The organism is Geobacter argillaceus (genome assembly GCF_007830735.1).
In the GTDB taxonomy this organism is placed as follows: Bacteria; Desulfobacterota; Desulfuromonadia; order Geobacterales; family DSM-12255; genus Geomobilibacter; species Geomobilibacter argillaceus.
Window position 1 is genome coordinate 84,105 of the sequence record NZ_VLLN01000009.1, and the last position, 26,307, is coordinate 110,411.

The window sequence follows — 26,307 nt, forward strand, 5'->3', positions numbered from 1 at the left end:
TGGTTAATTTTTCACCGCAACACAACATATTGTAAAAGGCCTAAAAACACTACAAAACCTTTTTCACGCAAGGAGAACCAAGGTTTATGGCACACAAAGCGCCCGCAACACTGTCCGCCCTGTCGAAAAACGCCATTACCGTCCTGGAAAAACGGTACCTGAAACGGGACAAGGAGGGGAAATCGCTGGAAACCCCGGCCGAGCTCTTCCGTCGGGTAGCCGATGCCATCGCGGCAGCGGACAGGACATTCGACAAGAAGGCCGATCTGAAAGGGCTCTCCGACCTCTTCTACGGCATCATGACCAACCTGGAATTCCTCCCCAACTCGCCGACGCTGATGAACGCCGGCCGGGAGCTCGGCCAGCTCTCCGCCTGCTTCGTCCTGCCGGTCGGGGACTCCATGGACGAGATCTTCGACGCGGTCAAGTACACCGCCCTGATCCACAAGTCGGGCGGCGGCACCGGCTTCTCCTTCTCACGCCTGCGGCCCGCCAACGACGTGGTCCAGTCCACCTCCGGCATCTCCAGCGGTCCGCTTTCCTTCATGCGGGTCTTCGACATCGCCACCGACACGGTCAAGCAGGGGGGGACCCGGCGTGGGGCCAACATGGGGATACTCAGGGTCGACCATCCGGACATCATGAACTTCATCATGTGCAAGGCCGACCAGAAGATGTTCAACAACTTCAACATCTCGGTCGGCATCACCGAGGCGTTCATGGATGCAGTGGACAAGGACCGGGAGTATAACCTGCTCAACCCCAGGACCGGTGAAATAGCGGGCTCACTGAATGCCCGCAAGGTCTTCAACCGGATCGTCAAGCAGGCCTGGGAAAACGGCGAGCCGGGCATCATCTTCCTCGACCGGCTGAACAAGGACAACCCGACCCCGCTGGTGGGGGAGATCGAATCCACCAACCCCTGCGGCGAACAGCCGCTTCTCCCCTACGAGTCGTGCAACCTCGGCTCCATCAATCTGGGAAAGATGGTGAAGGACGGGGACGTCGAATGGACCCGCCTGAAAGAGGTGGTGACCCTGGCGGTCCACTTCCTGGACAACGTCATCGAGGTCAACAACTATCCCCTGGACCAGATCCGGGACATGACCCGCGGCAACCGGAAGATCGGCCTGGGGGTCATGGGGTGGGCCGACCTGCTGATCCTGCTGGGTATCCCCTATAATTCATCGGAGGCCATCAGCCTGGGTGAGAAGGTGATGCAGTTCATCAACGACGAAGGGCATGCCGCCTCCCGCGAGCTGGCCAAGGCCCGCGGCCCGTTCCCCAACTTCAAGTGGTCGATCTACGACAAGCCGGGGCTGGAGCCGATCAGAAACGCCACCATCACCACCATCGCCCCGACCGGCACCATCTCCATCATCGCCAACGCCTCCTCCGGCGTCGAGCCGCTCTTTGCCGTTTCCTACGTCCGCCAGGTCATGGACAACAACATCCTGGTGGAGGTGAACCCGATCTTCGAAAAGATCGCCAAGGAGCGGGGCTTCTACTCCGAGGGGCTGATGCAGCGAATCGCCGAGCACGGCACGGTTCACGGCATCCCGGAGGTACCGGAGGATGTGCAGCGGATCTTCGTCACGGCCCACGACATCGACCCGGAAAGCCACATCGAGATGCAGTCCGCCTTCCAGCGGCACACCGACAACGCGGTCTCCAAGACGGTGAACTTCGCCAATACGGCCACCGTGGAGGACGTGGAAAAGGTCTACCGCCTCGCCTACCAGACCGGCTGCAAGGGAGTCACCATCTACCGTGACGGCTCGCGGGACGAGCAGGTCCTCTCCACCGGCAAGAAGGAGGAGAAGGTGGAGGAGAAGGGAGCCCAGGTCGACGACAAGCGGGTCTTCAAGCGGGACCGTCCCAAGGCGCTCAAGGGGTGGACCTACCAGATGCAGACCGGCTGCGGCCCCCTCTACGTCACGGTCAACGAGGACAAGAGCGGCCTCTTCGAGCTCTTCACCACCATGGGGAAGGCGGGGGGGTGTGCTGCCTCCCAGGCCGAGGCGATCGGCCGGATGGTATCGCTGGCCTGGCGGAGCGGCGTACAGGCCCGCCAGGTAATCAAGCAACTCCTGGGGATCTCCTGCCACTGCCCGGCAGGTTTCGGGGACAACAAGGTCCTCTCCTGCGCCGACGCAGTGGCCAAGGCGATCCAGGCCCACATGCACGCTGCCGGTTACGATACCGGCCTGGAGGCCAAGGCGCCGGAACGGGGCGCCTGCCCCGAGTGCGGCGGGATCGTGGAGCACGAGGGAGGGTGTGCGGTTTGTCGGGTGTGCGGCTATAGTGAATGTGCATAGCGCAGATAGATTGACGGAAAGGCCCGCAGCGATGCGGGCTTTTTTTGTTGTCTAAATCCAGTATCCATCCAGACCGACACAATCCGGGGACGTTGACCCGGCAGGTCTCAACACTACACCTTCAAACCCGCAGCCTATTAAAACCAGCCCCATCCTGTTCTGTTTTCATGAAGTGTAACCCCGAATTGCAAACCAACCTTAACGTGGTAAACATACCTTTGTACAGGCAGTTCATAAAATGATTCTTGAAGTGCAGCAGAAAGGAGAATACGCCATGTCCGACCTCACAGTTCGCTCACTCTATCCCGAAGATATAGATCAGGTTTCAGAAGTTGAGAGCCGGCTGACAGGCCGGCCGAGAAAAGCCTTTCTGGAAAGCCTGCTTGCTGCGGCAACGGCTGAGCCTGACAGTTTTGTCACCTGTGCTGCCGTTGATAACAAAAAGCTTGTAGGCTATGGGTTTGCCAGAATTCTGGAAGGAGAGTTCGGCGCCCAAGGCACCACAGTGGAACTTGAAACCATCGGTGTCGACCTTGACTATCAAGGCAGGGGCATAGGTAAAAAGGTCATGGCCGGGATCGAACAGCGGATGAAAAGGAAGAATCTCAGCACCCTGCAGACCCAGATTATCTGGTCAAATCACAACATGACCAGGTTTTTCGCGTCAACAGGTTTCGCTCTGGCATCCGGCCAGATCATAGAGCGAGACACCTCTCCCCTGGGCGAGGAGATCGCCAGGGTCGCTCCGGTTGACATGGCTGGCAGGCGGCGGGTCCACAACACTGCCGACTGTAACTATTATGAAACGCTAGCCAGGGGGCGCGTCATAGTGCGCCCTCTCACAGGGGACGATCTTGTGTCTGTCGATCGAATAGACACGAAGCTGACCGGTCTGGACCGTTCTGCATTTTATGCCGCCAAATTCAGGGAATCGGTTCATACATCCGGGATACGGTTCTCCATGGTGGCGGAAGACGACGGCATCGTCACCGGCTTCATCATGGCGCGCACCGATTTCGGCGAGTTTGGCAAAGTCAATAAATATGCAGTATTAGACGCAATCGGAGTTCACCCCGTCTATGGTGGTTCAGGTATCGGGCATGCGCTTCTCTCTCAGCTGCTGACCGACCTTTCCGCTCTTGAGGTCGAATCTGTCCGGACCAAGATGGAACACGGGAATTTCGGGCTGCGGAACTTTCTGACTAAGCGTGGGTTCAAGCCTTCCCAGCGACTGCTGCTTTCCAAGAAGACAAATTAAAAACGGTCAACAATTTGATATTTTCTCTTGACACGCCACAAAGTGGATAAACTCTCGGGAGTTAGCGTCTAGCACTCGCAAAGCGTTCACTGCCGCCGCTTTGTTTCCACATGAACTGTTGAAAACCGTGTGGATAACTGTGGGGATAAGGTATCGAGGGGACGAAAAGCCATGGTCTTTTCCCTTATTGACTAAATAACAGGCAGCTAATCTTACCGCGATACAGGAAGCGCCAAATCCGTTCCCCAAAGGGCGAAGCGCTTATGATTGCATCTCCCGGGAAAAGGTACTATAACCTCCCATGCTGAACCAATCCGTCAGACAGAAAGTGATAGCATGACACGGCACCAGATCCAGGCCCACTGGCCCGGCTCCTGCTTCGGCTGCTCCAGCGGCAACCCCCACGGGCTGCAGCTACGCTTCAGCCGCACGCTAGAGGGCTGCACCACCACCCACACCGTCCCGGAACATCACTGCGGCTTCGACGGGCTGACCCATGGCGGCATCATCGCCACCCTGCTGGACGAAGTCGCGGCCTGGGCTATCATCGCCAGGCTCAACCGGCTCGGCCTGACCCGGGAGATGACCACCCGCTACCTGATGCCGGTTCCGACCAACCGTGAACTGGTGGTGACCGGCACGGTCCTGACCCACGACAACCGGAGTGCTACGGTCCGTGCCACCATCCATAGCGATGGCGTGCTGCTGGCCGAGGCCGACAGCAGCTGGTCATTCCCCCGGCTGTCCCGGATCGCCAACCTGGCCAACGTGCCGGAGGAACGCCTCCGGCAGTTCCTCGACGAGGCAGCGGGATAACCGACTGCTGCCGCAACAGACTGCCACGCCTGCCATACCCCCTGCAAAGGCCCTTCATGATCACTACACCCCGCCAGACCCTCAAGACCATCTTCGGCTACGACGCCTTCCGCCCCCACCAGGAGGAGATCATCGACGGCCTGATCCGGGGTGAGGACGCCTTTGTCCTCATGCCGACCGGCGGCGGCAAGTCCCTCTGCTATCAGATCCCGGCCCTGCATCGGCCCGGCGTCGGCATCATCGTCTCCCCCCTCATCTCCCTGATGAAGGACCAGGTGGACGCCCTGGTCGCCAACGGGGTAGCCGCGGCCTGCTACAACTCCACCCTCACGGAAACGGAGGCGCGCCGGGTCCTGGCCGACCTTCACGCCGGTCGGCTGGAACTTCTCTATGTGGCACCGGAACGGCTGATGAGCGACGCTTTTCTGGAGCGGCTCCAGGAGCTCCCCATCGCCCTCTTTGCCATCGACGAGGCCCACTGCGTCTCCCAATGGGGTCACGACTTCCGACCAGAGTACGTGCAGTTGGGAAGACTGAGAAAACTCTTTCCGGCTGTGCCGCTCATCGCCCTGACCGCCACGGCCGACCCCCAGACCCGCGACGACATCATCGAGCGGCTGGGGCTTAAGGAGGCGACCTGCCACGTGGCCGGCTTCGACCGGCCCAACATCCGCTACACCGTGGTGGCCAAGCACAAGCCGGCCCAGCAGTTGGCCGCGTTTCTCCAAGGGCGGCCGACCGAGGCGGGGATCGTCTACGCCCTGTCCCGCAAGCGGGTGGAGGAGGTGGCGGAGCGTTTGGCTGCGGCCGGGATCAGGGCCGCCGCCTATCACGCCGGCCTGCCGGACCGGGAGCGGCACCGGGTGCAGGAGGCGTTTCTGCGGGACGACCTCAGGATCGTGGTGGCCACGGTCGCCTTCGGCATGGGGATCGACAAGCCGAACGTCCGGTTCGTGGTCCACTACGACCTCCCGCGGAACATCGAGAGCTACTATCAGGAAACCGGCCGGTCCGGCCGTGATAGTCTGCCGGCCGAGGCGCTGCTCCTGTTCGGCTACGGCGACATCGCCATCGGCCGCGCCCTGATCGAGTCCGGGAACAACGCGGAGCAGAACCGGATCGAGCTGCACAAGCTGAACGCCATGGTCGGCTTTGCCGAGGCGCTCACCTGCCGGCGGAGGGTGCTGCTCGGCTACTTCGGCGAACAGTTGGAGGAGGATTGCGGCAACTGCGACGTCTGCCTTAATCCGCCCGAGCGGTACGACGCCACGGTTGAGGCCCAGAAGGCACTCTCCTGCGTCTACCGCACCGGCCAGCGCTTTGGCATGGGACACGTCATCGACGTGCTGCGCGGCTCCCAGAATCAGCGGATTCAACAGCTCGGCCACGACCGGCTCTCCACCTATGCTATTGGCCGGGAGCTGTCCCAGGATGTGTGGGGAAGCGTCTTTCGCCAGTTGGTGCATCTGGGGTACCTGGAGCAGGACATGGCGAATTACTCGGTACTCCGTCTGACCGCCAAGGCCCGGCCCCTGCTGAAGGGAGAGGAGCGGCTGGTGCTGGCCAAGCCGCGGCTGAGGCCGGCGCCGGCAAAGCAGCCGGCCAAGCGGGGCAAGGAAGATCTTCCCTACGACGAGGGGCTGTTCCAGGCCTTGCGGACCCTGCGCAAACGGCTGGCAGACGAACAGCAAGTGCCGCCGTTCGTCGTTTTCAGCGACGCCACCCTGGTGGCCATGGCCGCCCTGCGGCCGACGACCCATGAGGAGCTGGGGCGGGTGAGCGGCGTGGGGTCTCACAAGCTCGGCCGCTACGGGAGTGACTTCCTGCAGGAGATCAAGGCGTACTGCAGCGAGGGGGTATCTTCGGCAGACTGATGGGTGAATCCGCCATTGACGCAGTAACGCCCCTCTGACATGATACCCCCATGTGCCTGATCGTCTTCGCCCTGGATGCTCATCCCCGCTATCGCCTGGTCCTGGCCGCCAACCGGGACGAATACTTTACCCGGCCGACCGCACCGGCCGGCTTCTGGCCGGAGGCGTCGCAGCTCCTGGCCGGCCGTGACCTGCAGGGAGGAGGCAGTTGGCTGGGAATAACCAGCACCCGGCGCCTGGCGGCTATCACCAACTACCGGGACCCCCACCACCAACCGGCCAACCCGCCGTCACGGGGGCGACTGGTGGCCGACTTCCTTACCGGGACCGAGACGCCGGCCGCCTTTCTGGAGAAGCTGGGCCGCGAACAAGGGCGCTATGGTGGTTTCAACCTGCTGGTCGGCGACGATAACGGGCTATTCTGGCACTCCAACCGCGGCAGTGGTCCGGAGCAGATACCAGCCGGCATCCACGGCCTGAGCAACCATCTCCTGGACTCCCCCTGGCCAAAGGTGACAGCCGCCAAGGCCAGGCTGGCAGAGCTCCTCGCGTCCGGACAGCCGGACATGGAAGCGATGTTCGCCGCCCTTGCCGACACCAGCCAGTTCCCGGATCCGCTTCTCCCGGACACCGGCATCGGCATCGACCGGGAGCGATTCCTCTCCCCGATCTTCATTGCCGGCGACGCATACGGTACCCGGTCCACCACCCTCATCCTGATCGACCGGGACAACCGGGTGACCTTCGCGGAACGATGCTACGACAGCCGGCAGCAGGTCACCGCTACCACGACCGTCAGCATCGCGCCCGACGGCAGCCATTCCGCACTTCACGCAGGAGAACATCCATGACCGCACCATGCCGCTGCCCTTGGGTCGATCCGGGCAAGCCGGACTACGTCGCCTACCACGACACCGAGTGGGGGGTGCCGGTCCACGACGACCGGCTGATTTTCGAATTCATCACCCTCGAAGGGGCCCAGGCCGGGCTTTCCTGGTATACGATCCTGCGCCGGCGGGAGGGATACCGGCAGGCCTTTGCCGGTTTCGATCCGGAACTGGTCGCCCGGTTCGACAATGATAGGGTCAGTGCCCTGCTCCAGGACCAGGGAATCATCCGCAATAGGGCCAAGGTGGAGGCCACGGTCACCAACGCCCGCGCCTTCCTTAAGGTCCAGGCGGAATTCGGCAGTTTTGATACCTACATCTGGCGCTTCGTGGACGGCACCCCCAGGGTCAGCGAACTGCGCACCCTTGCCGACTTTCCGGTCACAAGCCCCGAAGCAGAGGCCCTTTCCCGCGACCTGAAGCAACGGGGATTCCGCTTTGTCGGCCCGACCATCTGTTACGCCCACATGCAGGCCACCGGCATGGTGAACGATCACACAATCGACTGTTTCCGCAGAAGCGAGGTCATTGCCTCGTATCGATGAACCAAAAGGGGACCAGTACGGTCCCCGCTTAGTTTCGCCGGAGTCGATCAACTCTATTCAACCACCTCCAGCAGACCTTCCATCCCCTTTTCCCGATGGCTTTCGAAGAAGAGGAGCTTCTTGCTGCAGTACATGGGGTAGCTGCCGATCCTGGTCGGAGTAAAGCGGATGGTTTTTGGATCGGAGGAGAGGCTCTCCTCGAACTCGATCCCCGCCTCGGGCGCCTTGACCACGATGTTGTGGGGCACGAAGCCCGACTCTTTGCGCACCCTGAGCTCCACCGGCACGTTCACCTTGACGATGATATGGTCCGGGTCGAAAAAGTACCCGCCCCCCACCAGTTCCACCCGCTGGACCCCGTCGTCGCCGACGGTGGCCCGGACCACCCGCTTGGCCTCCCGGGCACAAACGGTTACCGCACCCAGCACGACGAACAGCAGTGCCAGCAGTAACCAACGTTTCATCGCTACCGCCTCCCTTCGAGACACGTTCGGACTACGCCAACCGCGCCGCCACTGCCTGCCAGTCGATGTTCCGGAAAAACGCCTCGATGTAGTCCGCCCGCTTCAGCCCGTAGTCGAGCATGAAGGCGTGCTCGAAGACATCCATGATGAGCAGAGGGGTACAACCGGCCGGGTTGGCCACATCGTGCTCGTTGATCCAGAAGTTGATCAGCCGGTCCCCCACCGGGTCGAGATAGAGCCCGACCCAGCCGATGCCGCGCATGGCGCCGGTGGCCCTGAAATCCTTCTCCCATAATTCGACGCTGCCGAACGATGCAGCCAGCTTGCCGGCCAGAGCAGTTCCCTGGTCCAGGGGGGCACTCCCGCCCAGGTTGCCAAAATAGAGCTCGTGGAGCCGCATGCCATTGAACTCCCACCCCAGGCGGCGCTTCAGTTCTGCATATTCCGGAGTCGCCCCCTTGCCGTCCGCGATCAGCTGCGCCAGGGTATCCAGCAGTTTGCCACTGTTGGTCACATACCCCTGGTAGAGGGTGAAATGGTTCTTCAAAAGCGTCTCACTGAAGCCGGGGATGCCGATCAGCCTGCCATAATCCTGTGCCGTGTATGCCATGGTCCTTGCCTCCTTGGGGGTGTCATGCTGCCTGTGCGACGTGACGAATCTACCTTTCCGTTTACCACAATCGGGTACGGATGCAAGGCGAGAGGAACTGAATTGACATTGACCGGTCGGCCGGGTAGAAGGGAAGCAGCAGAGCGTAAGGTTACCGGAACGGGGAGAGCAGATTTCGGGAAAGGATGAGTGAATGGAGAGCCCGCGTCATATCGTGGTGGTCGGCTGCCTGGTGCGCAATGCCGACGACAGGGTGCTGCTGATCCGGCACCACAAACGGGGGTGGGAGATTCCACAGGGGCGGGTCGAAGAGGGAGAAAGCCTGATCGAGGCGCTCCACCGCGAGGTCCTTGAGGAGACCGGGGTGACGGTGACTCTGGGGCCGCTGGCCTGCGTCTGGTCGAAACTGACGCCACCGGCAGCGCTCATTTTTGCCTTTATCGCCCGCTATTGCCGGGGCGAGCTGACTCCCAGCGCCGAAACCCCGGAACTCGGCTGGTTCGACGCAGAGGAGGCGCTGGCCATGGTCGCCAACCCGGTAAATCGTGATCGCCTGGCAGCCCTGCTGAACCATTCCGGGAACGTGGCATTCGGTGCCTATACTACCGGCCCCTACCAGAAGGTTGGGGAAACCGTTGCGGGACGATTGCCGTGAGCCGTTGTACGGTCGGACTATCCGCGCCGCTTCCCCTTAGCTTTCGCTAACGTCCGTTCCTCCACCAGCACAATCGGCACTGGTGGCGTCTCCTGGACACCAAGAATGGTCACGAGCTTGTCAAGCCCACCGGCGATCTCCTGGAGCGTATCCATCGACAGCGACCCCAACCCCTTCAACAGCACCCCTTGAAACACCTCCGGGGCCTCTGCCACCAACGTTATACCCTGCGGGGTAAGGTCGATCTCCACCACCCGCCGGTCGGTCCGGGAACGGGTACGCGACACCAATCCTTGCACTTCGAGCCGGTCGATGATTCCCACCACGGTGGCCGGGTGCAGATACATCCGCTTGGCCAGCTCCGACACCCTGATCGGGGCGCGCTCGGCGATGACTTTGATGGCCCAGAGCTGGGGACCGGTCAGACCGGTTTCCCTAACCACCCGCTTCGAGTGTTCGTTGACGAATTGAAACACCCGGCGGATGTTGTCGAGGATCTCCGCAACCATCGGATCGTTTGGCATGATGTCTCCAAAAAAATCAGCAAAATTATTTTGCATTCAAATAATATGCGTAGTAATCTTTTTTAGCATAAACATTCTCGGCAATCAATGTCTACACCAGCTTCCTGGCGACATCCCCGGCGAAGCGGATCGAGACAAGAAAACAAGGAGGAATATCAATGAAACGCGTAGTTCTGTCTATTCTGGCTCTGACATGTGCAACTATGGTTGCAGGAGGGTGTGCAAAGCAGGAATTGGTCAAGAAGGATGACCAGCTTGCCCCTGCGGCAACAGCTACGACTCCCGCAAAGGCGGCCGCCGTCACCCCGGCGCAGTCGGCACAACAGAACCCATCCAGCCAGCAGGCAGCTGCCAAGCAGGTAGTGACCGACAACGCGAAGCAGGCAAAAGCGTCCGACCAGCTCACGGCATCACTGAACCAGATCTATTTTGCATTTGATTCAAACGCCCTGAGTGACGAGGCCCGCGCCACCCTGGCAAAAAACGCCGCGTTCCTGAAGCAGAACAAGGCCACAACCGTCAGGATCGAAGGCAATTGCGACGAGCGGGGGTCGGACGAGTACAACCTGGCGCTTGGCGAAAAGCGGGCCCAGGCAGCGCGGCAATACCTGATAACCCTGGGGACAGCTGCAAATCGCCTCTCCGTTATCAGCTACGGCAAGGAGAAACCAGCCGATCAAGGGCACTCCGAGGAGGCGTGGGCGAAGAACCGCCGCGACGAATTCGTACTGGTTCAACGCTGACCGTTTGTTTTTGCTGTACAGCGCCTCTGAAAGCCGCTTTTCGGGCGGGCATGCCGGTAGACTCCGGCTGCCCGCCCCTTCAGTACGAACACTCCCCGTTTTGCCAACAAATTTCCACTTATCATTTCCCGAAATATCTGGTATGAACTAGGTACTAACTCTCTCGCACCCGGCGAGCATCGTGACCTCACTGGAAAGGCAGGTAAGCACCGTGGCAGAAAACTCAAACGGCTTCGGCTCAGGAACTCTCGTCTTGTCGTTCATCACCGGACTGGCTGCCGGCGTCGCCGCAGTACTCCTCTACACTGCCAAGGAGCAGTCCCAGGAACATCAGGATCAACAGGAAGAGCACCTGTTCATTTAGGGGCACGGCACAGACGGTTGTTCGTTTGATCAACATCCCTCATGCTCGCCCAACCCGACAGTATCGATGGTGTCGACGTTCCCCGTGGGCACCACCCACCCTTGTGCACCAGCGTCTCCGTCCCGGTGATGGCAGTGCAGCGCATGTTCCCCATTTGAAGACAGAGGAGGTCCCATGGAAACCAGCACTCCTATCCAGGGCTGGGATACCACCCCGCTCTATGCCGGTCCGGAAGCCCCGGAGCTGTCGCACGATTTCCGGACCGGCGAAGCAGCTGCCCGGCTGTTCCGTGAAACCTGGCTCGGCCGGATCGTTGAACTCGACGCCGACGCCCTGCTCACGGCCCTGACTGCCTATGAAGCGCTTCACGAACAGTTGTCAAAACCCCAGATGTACGCCCATCTTCTCTTTGCCGCCGATTCCGAGCACGATCCCCACAAGCAGCTCTCCCAGCAGGCCATGGAGTTTGGCAACCGGGTGACCCGGGAGATCCTGTTCTTCGAGCTGGAACTCATGCAGATTGCCGACGACCGGTTCGCTGCACTCCTGGACGATCCGCTGCTGGCCAACTACCGGCACTTCCTGGCCGGGGTCCGCAAGTTCCGCCCCTATGCCCTGCCGGAGCGGGAGGAACAGCTCCTGAAGCAGAAGAACCTGACCGGCAGCGAGGCGTTTGCCCGGCTGTTCGAAGAGTTGTCCGCCTCCCTCCGTTTCCCCTTCACCCTGGACGGGGAACAACGGGAGATGACCGGCGAAGAGCTTCTCGCCCTCCTGCACCACCCGGACGGCGCCGTGCGGGAGCGCGCCTTTGCCACCTTCCTGGAAAGCCATGGCGGGCATGCCATCGTCCTCTCCACCATATTCAATACCGTTGCCCTGGACCACGGGCAGGAGCTGGAGTTGCGGGGGTATCGCCACCCCATGGAACCGACCAACATCGGCAACGAGCTCCCGGACCAGGTGGTGGAAAACCTGATGGCCGTTTCCGAAACAAACTACCCGCTGGCCAGGGAATACTTCCGGCTCAAGGCCCGTCTCCTCGGTCTGCCCCGCCTGAAAAACTCCGATATCTATGCCCCGGTGGGAGAAACCCACCGTACCTACACCTTCGACGAGGCCCGCGACCTGGTGCTGGAGTCCTTCGAGAGGTTCAACCCCGCCTACCGGCCGATCATCGAGGCATTCTTCAGCGACGCCCGCATCGATATCCCCCCACGGCCCGGCAAGACCGGTGGCGCCTTTTGCATGGGGATGACCCCATCGCTCCCCCCCTATGTGCTGGTCAACTTCACCGGCACCCTGCGGGACGTCTCCACCCTGGCCCACGAACTGGGACACGGCCTTCATTTCGTCCTGTCCCAACAGCAGACCATGATCAACTACCACGCGCCGCTGCCGCTGGCCGAAACGGCCTCGGTCTTTGCCGAAATGCTCCTCACCCGGCACCTGCTGGAGCGGGAACGTGACCCGGGCGTGCGCATCGCCCTGCTCTGCGCCAAGATCGAGGAGATCATCGCCACCACCTTCCGCCAGAACGTGCTGACCCGTTTCGAGGAGCGGCTGCATCTGGAGCGGGCTGATGGGCTCCTGACCGCCGGCCGGATCGGCGACCTCTGGTGGGAGGAGAATGCCCGGCTCTACGGCGACGCGGTGGAGATGATCGAACCGTATCGCTGGGGGTGGAGCTACATCTCCCACTTCATCCACACCCGCTTCTACTGCTACTCATACACCTTTGCCGAACTGCTGGTACTCGCCCTGTACCGCCGCTACCAGGAGCAGGGTACCGGCTTTGTCCCCAGTTACGAGGCGATCCTCGCCAGCGGCGGCAGCCAGTCGCCGGCCGACACGGTCCGGCCGGCCGGGATCGACCTCTTTGCCCCGGATTTCTGGCAAAAGGGGTATGATGTGCTGGGAGAACTGCTGGAAGAACTGAAAGGTCTGGTCAGCTAACAAAAAAAGGCCCGCAGAAGCGGGCCTTTTTTTGTATCCGGATAAAACCGTGTGCGTGTAAGGACAACTGGCTACTTGAGCAGCCGCACCTGGCCGTCATCCAGGTCGTACTTGGCAGCAACGATCTTCAGCTTCCCTTCTTTCACCAGATGCTTGAGAAGCGACGACTGCTTGGTCAGGTTGGCCGCCACCAGCTTTACGTTGTCGTCGATGGCCGTCTCCACCAGAGCAGCCTTGTCGGCCCCTTTGTACTCCGTGCGGGCCTGCTTTACGGCCGGGGCAATGGTCTTGATGATGGCGCCGAGATTACCCTCCGGCTTACCCTTGGCTTCCACGGCAGCCGTCACCGCACCGCACCGCTCATGACCGAGCACCACCACCAGGGGTGAACCGAGATGTTCGGCAGCATACTCGACACTGCCGAGAACGACCGGATCGGGAACATTGCCGGCCACCCGCACCACAAAGACTTCACCCAGCCCCTTGTCAAAAACGATCTCCGGCGGCACCCGGGAGTCGGAACAAGAGAGAATGATGGCATAGGGATGCTGGCTCGTGGCCAGCGTCTCACGGGTGTGAGCATCGCTCAGCTTTTGACCGGTCATCTGCTGCTCGACGTACCGTTTGTTCCCTTCCAGCAGCTTCTGCAGCGCCTCGTCCGCCGTGCCGGCTCCGGACCCGAGGGCCAACGCCCCGGAGAGCACCAGTGAACCAATTACCACGAAACCCACCAGAATCTTTTTCCGCATGATCCCTCCAAAAAAATTTATTAGCGAAGTGAAATTAGCACTGTCACACAGTCGTGTCAACCCTTGCCAAGATTTGGTTCGTGGTTATCAAACGATAGGGGACATCATTTCACCTTGGCCTTGATACGGGCAAACGCCCCCTTGTCGGTCGGGCCGCTGTACTTCATGGGAGAGAGCTGACCAATGGCCGTGTTCACCCGCTGCACCCGCTCGGCAGTCAGCGGATGGGAGGAGAAAAACTGGGCCAGTTGGGACGGCTGCTGCGCCTGCATACTGTCCAGCTTGGTGAAAAAGGTGAGCATTCCCTTGGGGTCATAGCCGGCCCTGGCCATGGTCTCCACTCCCAGATAGTCGGCCTGATTCTCCATTCCCCGGCTGTAGGCCATGGTACCGGCCTGGCCGAAAAGGGACGCGGCCAGTTGGCTGAGTTGGCCGGAGTTCTGGCCGAGGAGCAGTTGCAGCACCAGGGAGTAGCCATACTGCTGGGTCATCTGGCGGGTGCCGTGACGCGCCACCCCATGGTTGATCTCGTGGGCCATGACCCCGGCCAGTTCATCTTCGCTGGCAGCGGCCTTGATCAGGCCGGTATGGACATAGATATGACCGCCCGGCACCGCAAAGGCATTGACACTGTCATCCTTGATCACCTTGAAGGTGAACGGGAAGGGTACGTCCCTGGCCCCGGTTAGGAGCCGCTTGCCAACCCGGTCCACATAGCCGTTCACCTCGGAATCGGTCACCACCTGGCGCTGGTTCTCGATCTCGGCGGTAAACTTGGTTCCCAGCTCCTTCTCCTCGTCCACGGAGATCAGGTTGATCCCCTGGAGGTCGGTCATGTTGACGCTACAGCCGGAAAGCAGCCCGGCAAAAACGAGGAGGGCCAATACCAACGAACGAAATAGTGTCATCATCTCCCCCTTTACCCTTATTCCTTCAGGGAGCATTCCCGCTCCCAGGTGTAGTAGCCATCCTCCTCGATGGACCAGAATGAGTCGATCCGGCTGCTGAACCAGGGGAGCGCCTCACACTCCGCTTCGACAGCCTGAAGAAACCCGGCGGATATCAACCCCTCCCCATGCAGAAAGTGGTAGAAGGCCCTGATGCCGGCCAGGTGCCGGGCCAGTTCGTCCACGTTCGGCTCCAGGGTATTGACGATGTACCAGTTGCCGGCAAACTGGCGGATCAGACCGGGCGGCTCGTCGAACGGGTTACGGCGCATCCGGTCCACCACGAAATCGCGGAGATAATAGTCCGCACTGTTGGCGAGCAGCGTCGCGTCCCGCTGCGTCAGGCCGGCAGCGAGACGTTTGTCGTAGAAACGGCGCAAAAGGGACTGGCAGAGCCCGTCCACCCGCAGTTCGTCCTCCAGCGACTCAATATCGAAATCACTCTTGTTTATCTCGGTCATAAGGACCTTTCTGATAAAAATTCCTGAAAGCTCCCCGGGTTGCTCAAAAATAGTCAGATCGTCGCACCCGCAGCAAGCTCAGCGGAGGCGTAGCAGCGCTACGCCGCACACAGGAGCTTGCGAGGACGGCGGCGAGATGGCTGTTTTTCAGCAACCTATCGGTTCAGCCGGGGGTCGAGGGCGTCGCGTATCCCCTCCCCCAAAAGGTTGTAGGCCACCACCGTCACCAGGATGGCCATGCCCGGAAAGAGCGACAGCCACCAGGCAAACTCCAGGTAATCCTTGCCCGAGGTGAGCATGTTCCCCCAGCTGGCAGTCGGTGGTTGGACCCCGATGCCGAGGAACGACAGGGCCGACTCGGTCAGAATCGCCCCGGCAACGCCGAGGGTGGCCGCCACCAGCACCGGCGACAGGGCATTGGGCAGGATGTGGCCGCAGATGATCCGCAAATCCGATGCCCCCAGTGCCCGGGCAGCCTGGACAAAGTCCCGCTCCCGGAGGGAAAGGACCTCGGCCCGCACCAACCGCGCCACCCCCATCCAGCCGGTGAGGCCGATGATGGCCATGATGTACCAGATGGAGGGCTCCAGCATGGCAATCACCGCCAGGATCAGGAAAAAGGTGGGGAAGCAGAGCATGATGTCCACCCCGCGCATCATCAGACTGTCCAGGAAGCCGCCATAGTAGCCGGCCAAGAGACCAATCGCCGTCCCGATGGTGACCGCGATCCCCACGGCGACAAAGCCGACCTTCAGGGAGATACGGGCACCGTAGATCATCCGGGTGAAGACGTCCCTGCCAAGTTCGTCGGTCCCGAACCAGTGCTCCGCCGACGGTGGCATCAGGACCCGGTAGGCATCCAGGGTGTCGGGGGCGTACGGGGTGATGAAGGGGGCCAGAAACGAGAAGACAAAGAGGATGCCGACCACGAGTGCCCCGGCCATGGCAAAGCGGTTCGACCGAAGCCGCCGGAGCACGATGGAGTAGAAATAGGAGGTCTTGAACGACATGCTACGCGTTCCCCCCGTGCCGGATGCGCGGATCGGCCGCGGCATAGGCCAGGTCCGCCAGCAGGTTGCCGACCAGGGTCAGGCCGGCGCCGATGGTCAGGATTCCCATGACCAGCGGGTAGTCACGGGACATGACCCCCATGTAGAACAGCTGTCCCATGCCGGGGATGGCGAAGATCGTTTCGAAGATCACACTGCCGCCGATCAGGCCGGGCAGGGAGAACCCGAGCAGGGTAATGACCGGCAGGAGGGCGTTACGCAGGGCGTGGCGATAGATCACCACCCGTTCCGTGAGGCCCTTGGCCCGGGCCGTGGTGATGTAGTCCTGACCGATCACCTCCAGCATGGTGGAGCGCATGTAGCGGGACAGCCCGGCCAGGCTCCCGAAGGTGGCGATTGATATCGGCAGGATCAGGTGCCGGGCCAGGTCACCGAACCAGGCCAAGCCGTGCAGCTTGTCGCTTCCAAGGGAGTGCAGGCCGGAGATCGGCAGCCAGCCGAGCTTTACACCGAAGAGATACATCAGGATCAGCGCCAGCCAGAACGTCGGCACCGCAAAGCCGAGAAAGACGAACAGGGTGATCCCCTTGTCCAGCAGGGTGTCACGGCGGGTTGCAGCCAGGATGCCGATCGGGATCGCCAGGCCGAATTCGAGCACCAGGGCGATCACGTTGAGGGAGAGGGTCACCGGTATCCGCTCCCGGATCTTGTCCATGACCGGCCGGTTGTCCGGGGCGAAGGAGCGGCCGAAGTCGAGCCTGGCAAGGCGCCCCAGCCAGTTCAGGTACTGGACGTGAAGCGGCTTGTCCAGGCCGTAGAATTCCCGGAGCCGTTCCCGCGCCTGGGCGGAGACTTTGGGGTTCATGGCGGTCTGCATCTCCACCGGCTCACCGGGTGCCAGGTGCATCACCACGAAGGTGATCAGGGTGATCCCGAGCAGGAGGGGAACCAGGGCCACCAGACGCTGGAGGAGATAGGCAGGCATCTCCTACTCGCCTGTTCCCAGTTCGTAGTTCAGGCTCAGCCCACGGCTGGTGCCCAGAGCCCGGTCGATCCGGCTGGCACTCTCCTCCACCAGCATATCCAGCAGCAGCTTCTTCTTTTTCGGGGGACGGATGACCTGCGGCTCGCCACTGAGACCGGCAAGACGGCCGGCCTCGTCGATGGCGTCCTGCAGGGTGCCGAGCCGGTCGACCAGCTTCAGCGCCAGGGCCTGTTCACCGGAAAAGATCCGGCCGTCGGCGATCTCCCGTACCTTTTCCTCCGGTAGCTTGCGCCCCTCGGCAACGGCCCGGACAAACTGGCCATGGGTACTGTCAATCACCCCCTGGAGCATGGCCCGTTCCTCGTCGGTCATCGGCCGGACCGGTGAACCGGCGTCCTTGAACTTTCCGGTCTTCAGGGTGAACGACTTCATCCCCACCTTGTCCAGAAGCCCCTCGATGTTGGAGAACTTCATCAGCACCCCGATGCTGCCGGTGATGGTACCGGGGTTGGCATAGATAACCGTGGCCGGGACCGCAATGTAGTAGCCGCCCGAGGCAGCCACGCTCCCCATGGAAACGATGACCTTTTTGGTGGCGCTAAGCTTTTTGACAGCGGCGTGGATCTCCTGTGACGGCCCGACCACCCCGCCCGGGGAGTCGATGCGCAGGACCACTGCCTTGACGTTGTCGTTTTTCCGGAAATCGTGAAGCTGTTTCACCGTTTCCTGCGGATCGAGGATCAGCCCCCGAACCTCCACCAGGCCGATGCCACTGCCGACGGTCAGCGAGCGGCTCTCACCCAGGAGAGAGCACACTGCCAGGACACCGAACACCATCAGGAGGATTATCATGACGGTCAGGCCAAGCCCGAACCAGAGCCATTTACGTTGCATGTCGCCCCCTCTCCCACAACCGGACCTTGGCAGATTGACCAGGAACCGCTATTTCTGTTACTCTTCCACCATGCGCATCATCATTTTTTCCGATACCCATGGCAACTATGCCCGGGCAGTCAAGGCCGTCAACGAGGCTGGGCCTGTAGACCTGGTGATCCACCTGGGGGATGAGTACGAGGACGGCGTGCTGGTCGGCCAGTTCTGCCAACTGCCGGTACTGGCCGTGCCGGGGAACTGCGATACCGGCTGTGCCGAACCGCGCCTCCGAACAGCCACCATGGCCGGCAAGAGGATTCTCATTACCCACGGCGACAGTTATGGGGTCAAGAACGGGCTGCATCACCTGATCAAAAAGAGCCTGTCCGAGCGGGCGGACATCGTCCTCTTCGGCCATACCCATCAATCCATGGTGCAGCAAACGGACGGCATGCTCCTGGTCAATCCCGGTACATTGCAGTATCGGGTAGCAACCCCGAGCTACGCCATCCTTGACATCGCCGGCGGAACCGCTTCGGCCGCCATCATAGCGCTCGATCCCGATGAGACAGCATGAACGGTGAAACTGACCCGCGTTTCGCGCCTGCCCCCTGCCCCCTGCCCCCTCACTCCTCACAGTTTCTAACAGCCGCAGCCGCAATTGTGACAAACCCGGCGATTGTGTTCATCGGGCGGAATGGTCTCCGGCGCGAACGCCACCCTCTTCACGGCACGCGTGATATCCTCCATGAGATCCAGGTGCTCGCTCTTGCCGATCAGATGGCCAACGCAGCGATTGGCAAAGCCATCCGCCTGAGATGATATCCTGACGGCATTGAGAAGGTCGGCGTAGCTCTTGACGTCGATGGTGAACTCTGGATTGAAGGTGGTGCTGAAATCGATGCCAAAACGGTGCAGTTCATCGCCCAACCGTTGGCAGAACCCCTGAAAGGCCGGGCCGTCAAGGTCTACCCGCCAGTCGGGCCGGATGTGGTTTTGCCCATAGATCGTCAATACGAGCTTTTTCCCGCTCATCGTCACACATGCCTCCCTGGCGCCAGGTAAACGGAATTATTCTCCCTGGGCCTGCCTGTCCCTGACCTCCGCCTTCCTGTTGAGCGAACCGAAGATCATCTCCAACACTGCCTTTTGTTTTGCTTCGAATTTGTTCAGAACAGCCAGGCAGGTCCCCATGGGAAAGGTATCGTGCAGAAAGTCCACGTCCCGGCCGGAGAGGATGACGATGCGGTTTTTGTCGATTCCGGCATCCAATGCATAGGCAAAGACCTTCATGCCATCCAGCGTCGGCATTTCCAGGTCGATTACCAACAGATCGAGCTTCCCCTGCCTGATATCGGCAAGGGCCGTGACCGGATCGTTACAGACCTTCACCGTGAGGTAGGGGTAATACTGCCCAATGTACGCGTCCAGGATGCCGGTAAAGGCCTGGTCGTCGTCAATAATCAGAATGTTTCCCATAAGGTACCGAAGCTCGCTGCACAGGGCGCGACTATATCACTTTACCACCCGGGTGGCCATACTTAATACCTGGAAAGGGATATTCAGGTCAAGGGCCTTGGCGACCTTCAGATTGATCACCAGGTCGATCTGTTTGGGCTGGCGCATGGCAAGCCCCCCCCCTCCCCTGCCGAGAAGGCGGGAGGCCTGCTCTGCCGCGAGTTCTCCCTGTTCGGTCGGGCTTATTTCGAGGGACGCCAGTGCCCCCTTTTCGCAGGCACCGGGCATGGTGGAAAGGACCGGGACTTTTGCCTCCCGGGCAAGGTGGACGATCCGGTCGAAGTTTCTGCTGGCAACCACCGACTCCCCCACAAAAAGGGAGTCGAGTTTCGGCAACTGGGCTATGAGCCTCTCCTCCAGCGCCGCATAATTGGTAACGTTCAATTCCTGGACTTTGGCGCCGATTGTGGCGGCATAACGCCGTACTTCCTTCAACTGAACCACCGTCCCGATCTCCCTGGACGAGTAGACAACGCCAATGGTCCGGTTGGGGCGGTATTCGGTAGCGGTCTTCAGCAGGGTTACCAGCGGAACCTTTGCGGAGACGCCGACCACACCCTTGGCCTGGGCAATGCCGGTTTCAATGGGTCCGTACACATCGGCGTAGACTACACGTACTCCCCCCCCCTCCCGCACCGCAACCTGGGCCGCCGGTGCGCCATAGGCAACGATCAGTTCGGCCCCCAGGGCCGAACACTTCCTGACCGCGTTCCCCCATGAAAGCTGATCAGGGTTCGGCACCTGCAGAAAGATGCCGAGGCTCTCCTGACTGTAGCCCTGCTGGGACATTGACCTGACAAAGGCACGGTGCGCCTCCCGATAGCGGGGGAGATCACCGCTCAGTACCACGCCGATCATCCGCTCGGCAGTGGTGGCCGGCAGAACGAGCGTGAAAAGAAGTACCGCTATCAGGAATGCGATGAAACCATTGCGCATGAACTGGAACCGTTGAGCCGTCACCAGGTGGCGGTCAGAAAGGCGGTCACGGAGTGCACCGTGCCTTCGTAACGTGTCGAGACCCTGTCGTTGTAATCACGCAGGCCATAGTGCAGAGTGCAAGAAAAGTTCCTGGTGAACCGATAATCGGCGCGGGCAGCCAGACTGCTCTCCTCGGTGGAACTCCTGGATATCTCGCCGATACCGGCACTGTTCACGGGAGAAAAATCCGCCAGGGAACGGATATGCTGCAGTTGCAGGGACAGGTCAAGCTGGTCGACCGGCCGGTAACCGGCCCCGAGGGACCACACCTGGGCCTGGCTGGTATAGCTGGCTGTATCCTGCGTCAATGGTGCCTGAGCCGTACTCACTGATGTCAGAAGAACCCCCTGTTCGGCCCGGCTTCTGAGCAGGGCATAGCCGCCGGAAAGGGTCACCCGTTCGATCGGCACGAACCACATGCTGATCGTAACCGTGTCTGAAGCCTGCTCGCGGGCAAGAAGCGTCTGAAAGGGGCGGGTCGTAAACTGTAACGTCTGCTGAGGAGTAACCTGCGCAAACAGTTCGGTCCGGCCGATCTCTCCCCGGCTCTCTCTCCGGGCCTGGTAATTGGCGTTAGCCCCCCACCGGTTAGGCATGGTATAGGCCACCAGCAGTTCGCCGTCGTGGCGCTCGTCAGGGGATGTGTCATAGGACGGGTTATCAACCGCCATATAGCTGTATTGTGCCTTGAGCCGCAGCCCCTTGACCGGCCGGCTCAGGAACGCCACGCTCCCCCGATGGGTCCTGGAGTTTTCAGGAAGCTTCCACCCGACTGCAATGTCAGGATCACGGACAAGATCCCGGTTGACAAACAGACCACGGTATTCCCCCTTGATCGTTACCAGGGGGGTCGGATGGATCGTCAGGGTAGAGGTCAGCACGTCCTTACGGGTATCGATGGGATGGCGCACCGGGATCGTTGTGGACGGCAGGGCAAAAGAGCTGGTGATCGTTGACGGCGTGTCGCTGTCGATCTCCTGCCTACGGTACTTGACCGCCAGCGTAAACTCCTTGCAAGGGGTATAGGTGAGATCACCGGCAACATTGTTCAGCACCTGGGATACGCCGTTCGCCCCGTGGATGTCGGTCAGGGCCGATCGGTTCCGGCGCTTGCCGTAGGTGTAGGATGCGGCACCAACCAGTCCGCCTGACAGCGACGTGTGGGCCTTGACCGTATGGGCCAGGAAGCGGCTGTCCGGAGCTTCATTGTGCTGCTGCAGCCCCGCCCCCCGTACCAGCGCACCGGTCGTATCAGGCCGGGCAATGAAGGAATCGCGCGGAATTCCCGCATTGTCCCTGAATTCCCGGATCAGGAACGAATAGATCAGATCTATCGGCCCGAGGTGGGCATCGAAACCGGCCTCCCCTTCATGGGTCTCCCGGTTGACGGTGTGCGACCGGCCATAGACGGTATTGGTAGGTCCTTCAAAGGCGTGATCGGCATAACGAAGCTGGGCCGTCCCTTCCCGCAGGAGCCGCCAATACCCCAGATTCAGATGGAGCGGCCATTCGTGGATCTTGATCCTGGCCCGGGCCTGGTCCTGCTCCACCCGCAGGCCGTAGGCGGCTGTCGGATCGGGCGAGGCGACATAATCGGCCAGAGAGGTAGAATCGGCCCGGCCTAACTTGAACTCGGGCGAGAAAAGCGGTTTTTGGTCAAGGTTGTGCCAAAGCGATTCGGTCCGCAGATGAAAGCGATAATCGCCGTTCCGGTCGAACAGGAAGTCGCCCAGATAATCCTTCTCACTTGTGTAGGTCCCTTCCAGGGAATATTTGAGCTTCCGGTCGAGGTTGTTGAACAGAAGTCCGCCGGTGGGACCCGGATGCAGGTCTTCATAGGGGGCGGCACGTCCACCGTAGCCGTCCCGTGAGAAAACACGGTAGCCGATGAGACCATCCAACTGGGTATGTCGGGGTGTATTACTGGCCTCGGGGGGCGTTTCTCCCTGGTCGATGCCCACCTCCTCATCTTCATCTTCGGCAATTTCGAGGACCGATTCCCTGTCAGGCAGTGCAGAGGTCTGTGCCATGGCCGCCGCAGCCGGACGAGGGGTGTGAATTACAAGCGCCGGCAGCAAAGACAGCAGCAGTGCACAAACTCTCCCGACAAACAGCGGACTACGCTCTGAATTTCTTTTGGACGGCATGCTCACCTCACTGACGCAGGGTCCCGCCACCGGTTACCCCCGGGGAGGGGAGATCGGAGCCGTGGACCTGAGAGTGGCAGTCGGTGCAGCGGTTGACAAAGAGCTGCCTGACGCCGGATGCACTGTCGACCGTGTGTGCGTTATGGCACTGGAGACAGAGAAACGGCATGGATGCGTTCAACAGGGGCGGGCTCACCGAGCCATGGGGCGCATGGCAATTGGCGCAATTCTCGGTGACATCCCCATGTTCGAAGACAAAAGGCCCCTGCTTTTCCATATGGCAACGGGTACAGGTCTCCTTGGGGGTACTCCCCTTGAGCAGTTTATCCTGCGTCGAGCCGTGGGCATCATGACAGTCGACGCAGGCCATCTTCTTTTCCCGCAAGGGATGATGGGACATGAGGTTGTTCTGGGCCTTCACTTCGGGATGGCAGGAATAGCAGAGCTCTGACATTTCGTCGCGGGAGACCTTCTGGCGTGGCCCTTGATGAAGCTTGTGGCAGTCGAAACAGCTGACGTCGTTAAGCGCATGGGGGGAGGCGTTCCAGTGAGCGATGGTCGGGATGGATGCCGCGGAATGGCATTTAAGACAGATCAGGGACTGGGCCTGGGGAGGCAGATGCATGATGTCCAGAAACTTGGAGGTATCGCACTTTGCCTTGGCCTCGCCGACACTCTTGATCTGTTCGTCGATTTTTTCGATGGCCAGGCTGCCCGGTCCGTGGCACGACTCGCAATTCACCAGCGGCAACCCGGTCTCCGGGGTGAGTTGCTCACCATGGACGCTGTGGAGAAAATCTTCGGTGAGCTTGTCATGCTTGTGGCATTTGGAGACACAGTTTTCGGTCCCAACGTACTCGGCGTCCAGGCGCCCCACAATCAGCCGTTCGTACTCGCGGACCGGCAGGATCGGCCTGCTCTGCTTCAGTTCGCTGCAGGCAAGGAGACCGAGGGAGACGAGTGCCATGAATCCTGCCTGCAATACGTGCCGCTGCACCAATGTTTCCTCCTTGAGATGTCCGATGTTCGATGTTCGAGGTTAAATTGTCTACATCGAACTTCGAACATTGAACAACTTTTACTCCCCTTTGATCCCCTTGGTGGTGGTATAGATGAATCCCTTCACCACTGGATTCTGGCTCGCTTTTATCTCGGACGGCGTTCCCACTTCTTCGATCCGACCGCCGGAAATCATGGCGATCCGGTCGGAGATATAGAGCGCAAAGTTCAGATCGTGGGTAACAATGACCGTCGTGTTCCGGGTGGTTTCTTTCAGCTTCAGAATAGTATTGGCCAGTTCATCGGTATTGATCGGGTCGAGTTCGGCTGTCGGCTCGTCATACAGGATCAGGTCCGGGTTCATGGCCAGGGAACGGGCAATGGCAACCCGCTTTTTCATACCGCCGGAGAGCTCGGCAGTACGTAGCCCCTCTTTACCCTCCAGTCCGACCAGGGTCAGTTTTTCGGCAATGATCTGGCGGATCCGCTGCTCCTTGCAGACGCGCTTTTCCCGCAGCCAGAGCCCCACGTTCTCCCCGACGGTGAGCGAATTGAACAGGGCCGATGACTGGAACACCATGCTGTAGCGATAGGAGGGCTTCTCGCCGTTGAGCTGGCTGAAGATGGGGTGCCCGTCGATATAGATTTCTCCGCTGTCCGGGGCCACCAGTTTGACGATATGCTTGAGAAGGACGCTCTTGCCGGTCCCGGACGGGCCGATAATGGAAAACGTCTCGCCGCTTTTGATCTCCAGATCGATATCCTTCAGGACATGGTTGTCGCCAAAGGATTTGTTCAGCTTTTCGACCCGGATGGAGACTCCGTGGGTCTCGGAAAGATTGATGCAGTTGGCTTCGTCATCGGAATTGCCGAAGATGGGACGTGTCAGGCCGTGCACGATCTTGGCCAGGAAGCCGCCACTGCTGCCGTTATACTCTATTTCCGGATTATTGGCCACGTCGCACGGCTCCAGTCATGGTTATCATAAGGTTCCTTTGCCCCTCACTCTTCACCTCTAAAAGAGGTACCCGTGCCGATTGGTGAAATAGTCGTCCCGGTGTCGGTAGATGAACTGGGTCAACAGCAGGATGGCCAGGGCTGCAGCCACGTTGTTGGTCCACAATGCCTCCTGGCTGACCCGCGCCCCCAGTTCCCGTTCCAGGTCTGCCATCTTGATCAGGCTCAGGTTGGCAATGATGTTCGCCACTTGGAACAGATTGTAGCCGATCAGCAGATACCAGGTAAGACGCTGCCGTTTGGTGATCCCGAGGAACAGGTAGAGGCAGATGATGGCATCGGTAAAGGCCAGCATCTTGGCGGGAAAACCGGTATAAATGGTGCCGAGGTACGGGTACGGGTTGCCAAAGGTGGACGCGGAGACCAGGAAGAAAAAGAGATACAACCCGGTCAAAAGCGTCAGCCCCAGAGGACGGCGTTCTTCGGTTTCATCGATCTCGGTCATCAATACTCCAAAAAATGTTCAATGTTCAAAGTTAAGGACCTCAAACATTAGACGTTGAACATTCTTTACCGTTTCTTCCGCATGTCACTGATCGCCACACAAACAGCAATCACCACCATGACTCCGGCGATAAATATCCAATCGGCAATACTGAATCCGAACATCGATCCGCCTCCTCGGCCATGCCCCTGTCAGAGCGGAAAAACCACACTCCGTTGCAACTCGGCCAGGGCCTTCCCGGCCTCATCGTAATCCGGCCGGAGTTCCAGGGCGTGGCGCAGATAATACTCGGCATCGCGTGGCATGGCAAGCCGGGAGTAACAGGAACCGAGGACAAAGCTGAGCTCGGCCACCGGAAACTCAGTGCGGAAGACCTGATCATCCAGGATGTCACGGAGGATGGCAGCCGCCTCGTCGTACTCGTGGCGCTCATAGGCATCAAAGGCGATGCCGGCCGCCTCAAGGTAATCAACCACCGCTACCCTGGGAAACTCGCCCCCCTCCATCCTTGCCAGACGGAACTCGAGTTGTGACCGCTCCGCCTCTGACAGTTGCGAAAGTATACCACGCCAGCAGATGGCGGCATCTTCGTATTTTCCCAGACAATAGAGCACGTGGCCGAGCAGGTTCAACAGTTCCGCATTCCCGGGATCGAGCCGCCGGGCGGTCTGCAGGTACCGCTCCGCTTGATAGATGACCACTGTGGAATCGGTCAGTCCGGACAGACGCAGACCCCGATCGAAAAGAGCAGCCCCCACCTGAAACGGAAGATGCGGATTGTCAGGCTCCAGCAGAGCCAGAATCCGGAGGGCGATGATCTTCCGGTCGAGATAACTCACTTCAACATCCTTCTTGTCCAGCATGATGATGTGGGTTCCCAGTTCGGCGATGATATGGGGATACCCCTCCTTGAGGATGGAGGCGTAGCGCTCGGCAAACGGCAGATCGGGATTGGTCCTCAGTGCCTGATAGATCCCGCGGCCAACGGCATCGTACGAGGGAGCAGCCTCGGCGAGTGACGCAAAATCCTCTTCCAGGAGCGGAATCGGAATTCCGCCGTAGGGGATGCTCACGTTCCCGTCCCTGGCCACCAGGAGGGCAGTCGCCGTTGGCGTGTAGTAGCGTATTCCCCGGATGGGAAACGTTTCGCGTTTCGTGTCCGTCATT

General features: G+C 60.4%; 28 protein-coding genes. 11 read left to right on the top strand and 17 right to left on the bottom strand.

The window, feature by feature from the left end:
• The first annotated feature begins 86 nt into the window (after positions 1-86).
• The 6 genes from JN12_RS09135 (at position 87) to JN12_RS09160 (ending at position 7,698) form a co-directional block, all read left to right on the top strand.
• Positions 87-2,318: a vitamin B12-dependent ribonucleotide reductase gene (locus JN12_RS09135; RefSeq protein WP_145021528.1), complete on the top strand. Its 2,232-nt coding sequence runs from the start codon at positions 87-89 to the stop codon at positions 2,316-2,318.
• Between the two features lie 274 nt (positions 2,319-2,592).
• Complete coding sequence (locus tag JN12_RS09140) at positions 2,593-3,576, top strand: GNAT family N-acetyltransferase (protein WP_170241879.1); 984 nt, start codon at positions 2,593-2,595, stop codon at positions 3,574-3,576.
• A 336-nt stretch (positions 3,577-3,912) separates the two neighbouring features.
• Positions 3,913-4,392, top strand: coding sequence for a PaaI family thioesterase (locus tag JN12_RS09145; RefSeq protein ID WP_145021534.1), 480 nt, complete (start codon positions 3,913-3,915; stop codon positions 4,390-4,392).
• Positions 4,393-4,448: 56 nt separating this feature from the next.
• Entirely contained in the window at positions 4,449-6,266 is a 1,818-nt protein-coding gene (gene recQ, locus JN12_RS09150) for a DNA helicase RecQ (protein ID WP_145021536.1), read from the top strand.
• Positions 6,267-6,316: 50 nt separating this feature from the next.
• Complete coding sequence (locus tag JN12_RS09155; RefSeq protein ID WP_145021539.1) at positions 6,317-7,117, top strand: NRDE family protein; 801 nt, start codon at positions 6,317-6,319, stop codon at positions 7,115-7,117.
• Positions 7,114-7,698: a DNA-3-methyladenine glycosylase I gene (locus JN12_RS09160; protein WP_145021542.1), complete on the top strand. Its 585-nt coding sequence runs from the start codon at positions 7,114-7,116 to the stop codon at positions 7,696-7,698. The genes JN12_RS09155 and JN12_RS09160 overlap by 4 nt, the downstream gene beginning before the upstream one ends.
• A gap of 53 nt (positions 7,699-7,751) precedes the next feature.
• Here JN12_RS09160 and JN12_RS09165 read toward each other — a convergent pair whose 3' ends face one another.
• Together JN12_RS09165 and JN12_RS09170 are read right to left on the bottom strand one after the other, a co-directional pair.
• Positions 7,752-8,162, bottom strand: a complete 411-nt coding sequence (locus JN12_RS09165) for a quinol oxidase (protein ID WP_145021545.1) — start codon at positions 8,160-8,162, stop codon at positions 7,752-7,754.
• Between the two features lie 31 nt (positions 8,163-8,193).
• A complete protein-coding gene (locus JN12_RS09170) occupies positions 8,194-8,772 on the bottom strand; it encodes a superoxide dismutase (RefSeq protein ID WP_145021548.1) in 579 nt (192 codons plus the stop codon).
• 193 nt (positions 8,773-8,965) lie between these two features.
• On the opposite strand from JN12_RS09170, the gene JN12_RS09175 reads away from it, so the two are divergent.
• Positions 8,966-9,427: an NUDIX hydrolase gene (locus JN12_RS09175; protein WP_145021551.1), complete on the top strand. Its 462-nt coding sequence runs from the start codon at positions 8,966-8,968 to the stop codon at positions 9,425-9,427.
• 17 nt (positions 9,428-9,444) lie between these two features.
• On the opposite strand, the gene JN12_RS09180 is transcribed toward JN12_RS09175, so the two are convergent.
• The gene (locus tag JN12_RS09180; RefSeq protein WP_211360521.1) at positions 9,445-9,951 is read right to left on the bottom strand and encodes a MarR family winged helix-turn-helix transcriptional regulator; all 507 of its coding nucleotides are present in this window, start codon (positions 9,949-9,951) and stop codon (positions 9,445-9,447) included.
• 158 nt (positions 9,952-10,109) lie between these two features.
• On the opposite strand from JN12_RS09180, the gene pal reads away from it, so the two are divergent.
• From pal to JN12_RS09190, 3 genes are all read left to right on the top strand, one after another.
• Positions 10,110-10,694, top strand: a complete 585-nt coding sequence (gene pal, locus JN12_RS09185) for a peptidoglycan-associated lipoprotein Pal (RefSeq protein ID WP_145021555.1) — start codon at positions 10,110-10,112, stop codon at positions 10,692-10,694.
• 211 nt (positions 10,695-10,905) lie between these two features.
• Positions 10,906-11,058 (top strand): hypothetical protein, encoded by a 153-nt coding sequence (locus JN12_RS20465; RefSeq protein ID WP_170241880.1) that lies wholly within the window; start codon positions 10,906-10,908, stop codon positions 11,056-11,058.
• Positions 11,059-11,232: 174 nt separating this feature from the next.
• Entirely contained in the window at positions 11,233-13,011 is a 1,779-nt protein-coding gene (locus JN12_RS09190) for a M3 family oligoendopeptidase (RefSeq protein ID WP_145021557.1), read from the top strand.
• 71 nt (positions 13,012-13,082) lie between these two features.
• Here JN12_RS09190 and JN12_RS09195 read toward each other — a convergent pair whose 3' ends face one another.
• The 6 genes from JN12_RS09195 to sppA form a co-directional block, all read right to left on the bottom strand.
• Positions 13,083-13,760, bottom strand: coding sequence for a carbonic anhydrase (locus JN12_RS09195; protein WP_145021559.1), 678 nt, complete (start codon positions 13,758-13,760; stop codon positions 13,083-13,085).
• A gap of 104 nt (positions 13,761-13,864) precedes the next feature.
• Positions 13,865-14,704, bottom strand: coding sequence for a M48 family metallopeptidase (locus JN12_RS09200; RefSeq protein WP_246125809.1), 840 nt, complete (start codon positions 14,702-14,704; stop codon positions 13,865-13,867).
• Positions 14,686-15,168, bottom strand: coding sequence for a hypothetical protein (locus JN12_RS09205; protein WP_145021564.1), 483 nt, complete (start codon positions 15,166-15,168; stop codon positions 14,686-14,688). The genes JN12_RS09200 and JN12_RS09205 overlap by 19 nt, the downstream gene beginning before the upstream one ends.
• A gap of 155 nt (positions 15,169-15,323) precedes the next feature.
• A complete protein-coding gene (opp4C, locus tag JN12_RS09210; RefSeq protein WP_145021566.1) occupies positions 15,324-16,178 on the bottom strand; it encodes an oligopeptide ABC transporter permease in 855 nt (284 codons plus the stop codon).
• Position 16,179: 1 nt separating this feature from the next.
• Positions 16,180-17,163 carry an ABC transporter permease gene (locus JN12_RS09215; RefSeq protein ID WP_145021568.1) on the bottom strand — a complete coding sequence of 328 codons (984 nt, stop codon included), beginning with the start codon at positions 17,161-17,163 and terminating at the stop codon, positions 16,180-16,182.
• Between the two features lie 3 nt (positions 17,164-17,166).
• Positions 17,167-18,000 (bottom strand): signal peptide peptidase SppA, encoded by an 834-nt coding sequence (gene sppA / locus JN12_RS09220; RefSeq protein WP_456237312.1) that lies wholly within the window; start codon positions 17,998-18,000, stop codon positions 17,167-17,169.
• 55 nt (positions 18,001-18,055) lie between these two features.
• Between sppA and JN12_RS09225 the strand changes: the two genes are divergently transcribed.
• Positions 18,056-18,613, top strand: a complete 558-nt coding sequence (locus tag JN12_RS09225) for a metallophosphoesterase (protein WP_170241881.1) — start codon at positions 18,056-18,058, stop codon at positions 18,611-18,613.
• A 65-nt stretch (positions 18,614-18,678) separates the two neighbouring features.
• On the opposite strand, the gene JN12_RS09230 is transcribed toward JN12_RS09225, so the two are convergent.
• The 8 genes from JN12_RS09230 to JN12_RS09265 all read right to left on the bottom strand — a co-directional run bounded on the left by JN12_RS09230 (position 18,679) and on the right by JN12_RS09265 (position 26,306).
• Positions 18,679-19,071 (bottom strand): hypothetical protein, encoded by a 393-nt coding sequence (locus tag JN12_RS09230; RefSeq protein WP_145021572.1) that lies wholly within the window; start codon positions 19,069-19,071, stop codon positions 18,679-18,681.
• A 36-nt stretch (positions 19,072-19,107) separates the two neighbouring features.
• Positions 19,108-19,515: a response regulator gene (locus tag JN12_RS09235; protein ID WP_145021573.1), complete on the bottom strand. Its 408-nt coding sequence runs from the start codon at positions 19,513-19,515 to the stop codon at positions 19,108-19,110.
• Between the two features lie 36 nt (positions 19,516-19,551).
• Positions 19,552-20,490 carry an ABC transporter substrate-binding protein gene (locus JN12_RS09240; protein WP_246125810.1) on the bottom strand — a complete coding sequence of 313 codons (939 nt, stop codon included), beginning with the start codon at positions 20,488-20,490 and terminating at the stop codon, positions 19,552-19,554.
• 20 nt (positions 20,491-20,510) lie between these two features.
• Positions 20,511-22,562 (bottom strand): hypothetical protein, encoded by a 2,052-nt coding sequence (locus tag JN12_RS09245; protein WP_145021574.1) that lies wholly within the window; start codon positions 22,560-22,562, stop codon positions 20,511-20,513.
• Positions 22,563-22,686: 124 nt separating this feature from the next.
• Positions 22,687-23,646 (bottom strand): DmsE family decaheme c-type cytochrome, encoded by a 960-nt coding sequence (locus tag JN12_RS09250; RefSeq protein WP_145021662.1) that lies wholly within the window; start codon positions 23,644-23,646, stop codon positions 22,687-22,689.
• Between the two features lie 111 nt (positions 23,647-23,757).
• Positions 23,758-24,636 carry an ABC transporter ATP-binding protein gene (locus JN12_RS09255; protein ID WP_407925380.1) on the bottom strand — a complete coding sequence of 293 codons (879 nt, stop codon included), beginning with the start codon at positions 24,634-24,636 and terminating at the stop codon, positions 23,758-23,760.
• 57 nt (positions 24,637-24,693) lie between these two features.
• Positions 24,694-25,140, bottom strand: a complete 447-nt coding sequence (locus tag JN12_RS09260; RefSeq protein WP_145021575.1) for a hypothetical protein — start codon at positions 25,138-25,140, stop codon at positions 24,694-24,696.
• Positions 25,141-25,331: 191 nt separating this feature from the next.
• Positions 25,332-26,306, bottom strand: coding sequence for a tetratricopeptide repeat protein (locus JN12_RS09265; protein ID WP_145021576.1), 975 nt, complete (start codon positions 26,304-26,306; stop codon positions 25,332-25,334).
• Between the last annotated feature and the right edge of the window lies 1 nt (position 26,307).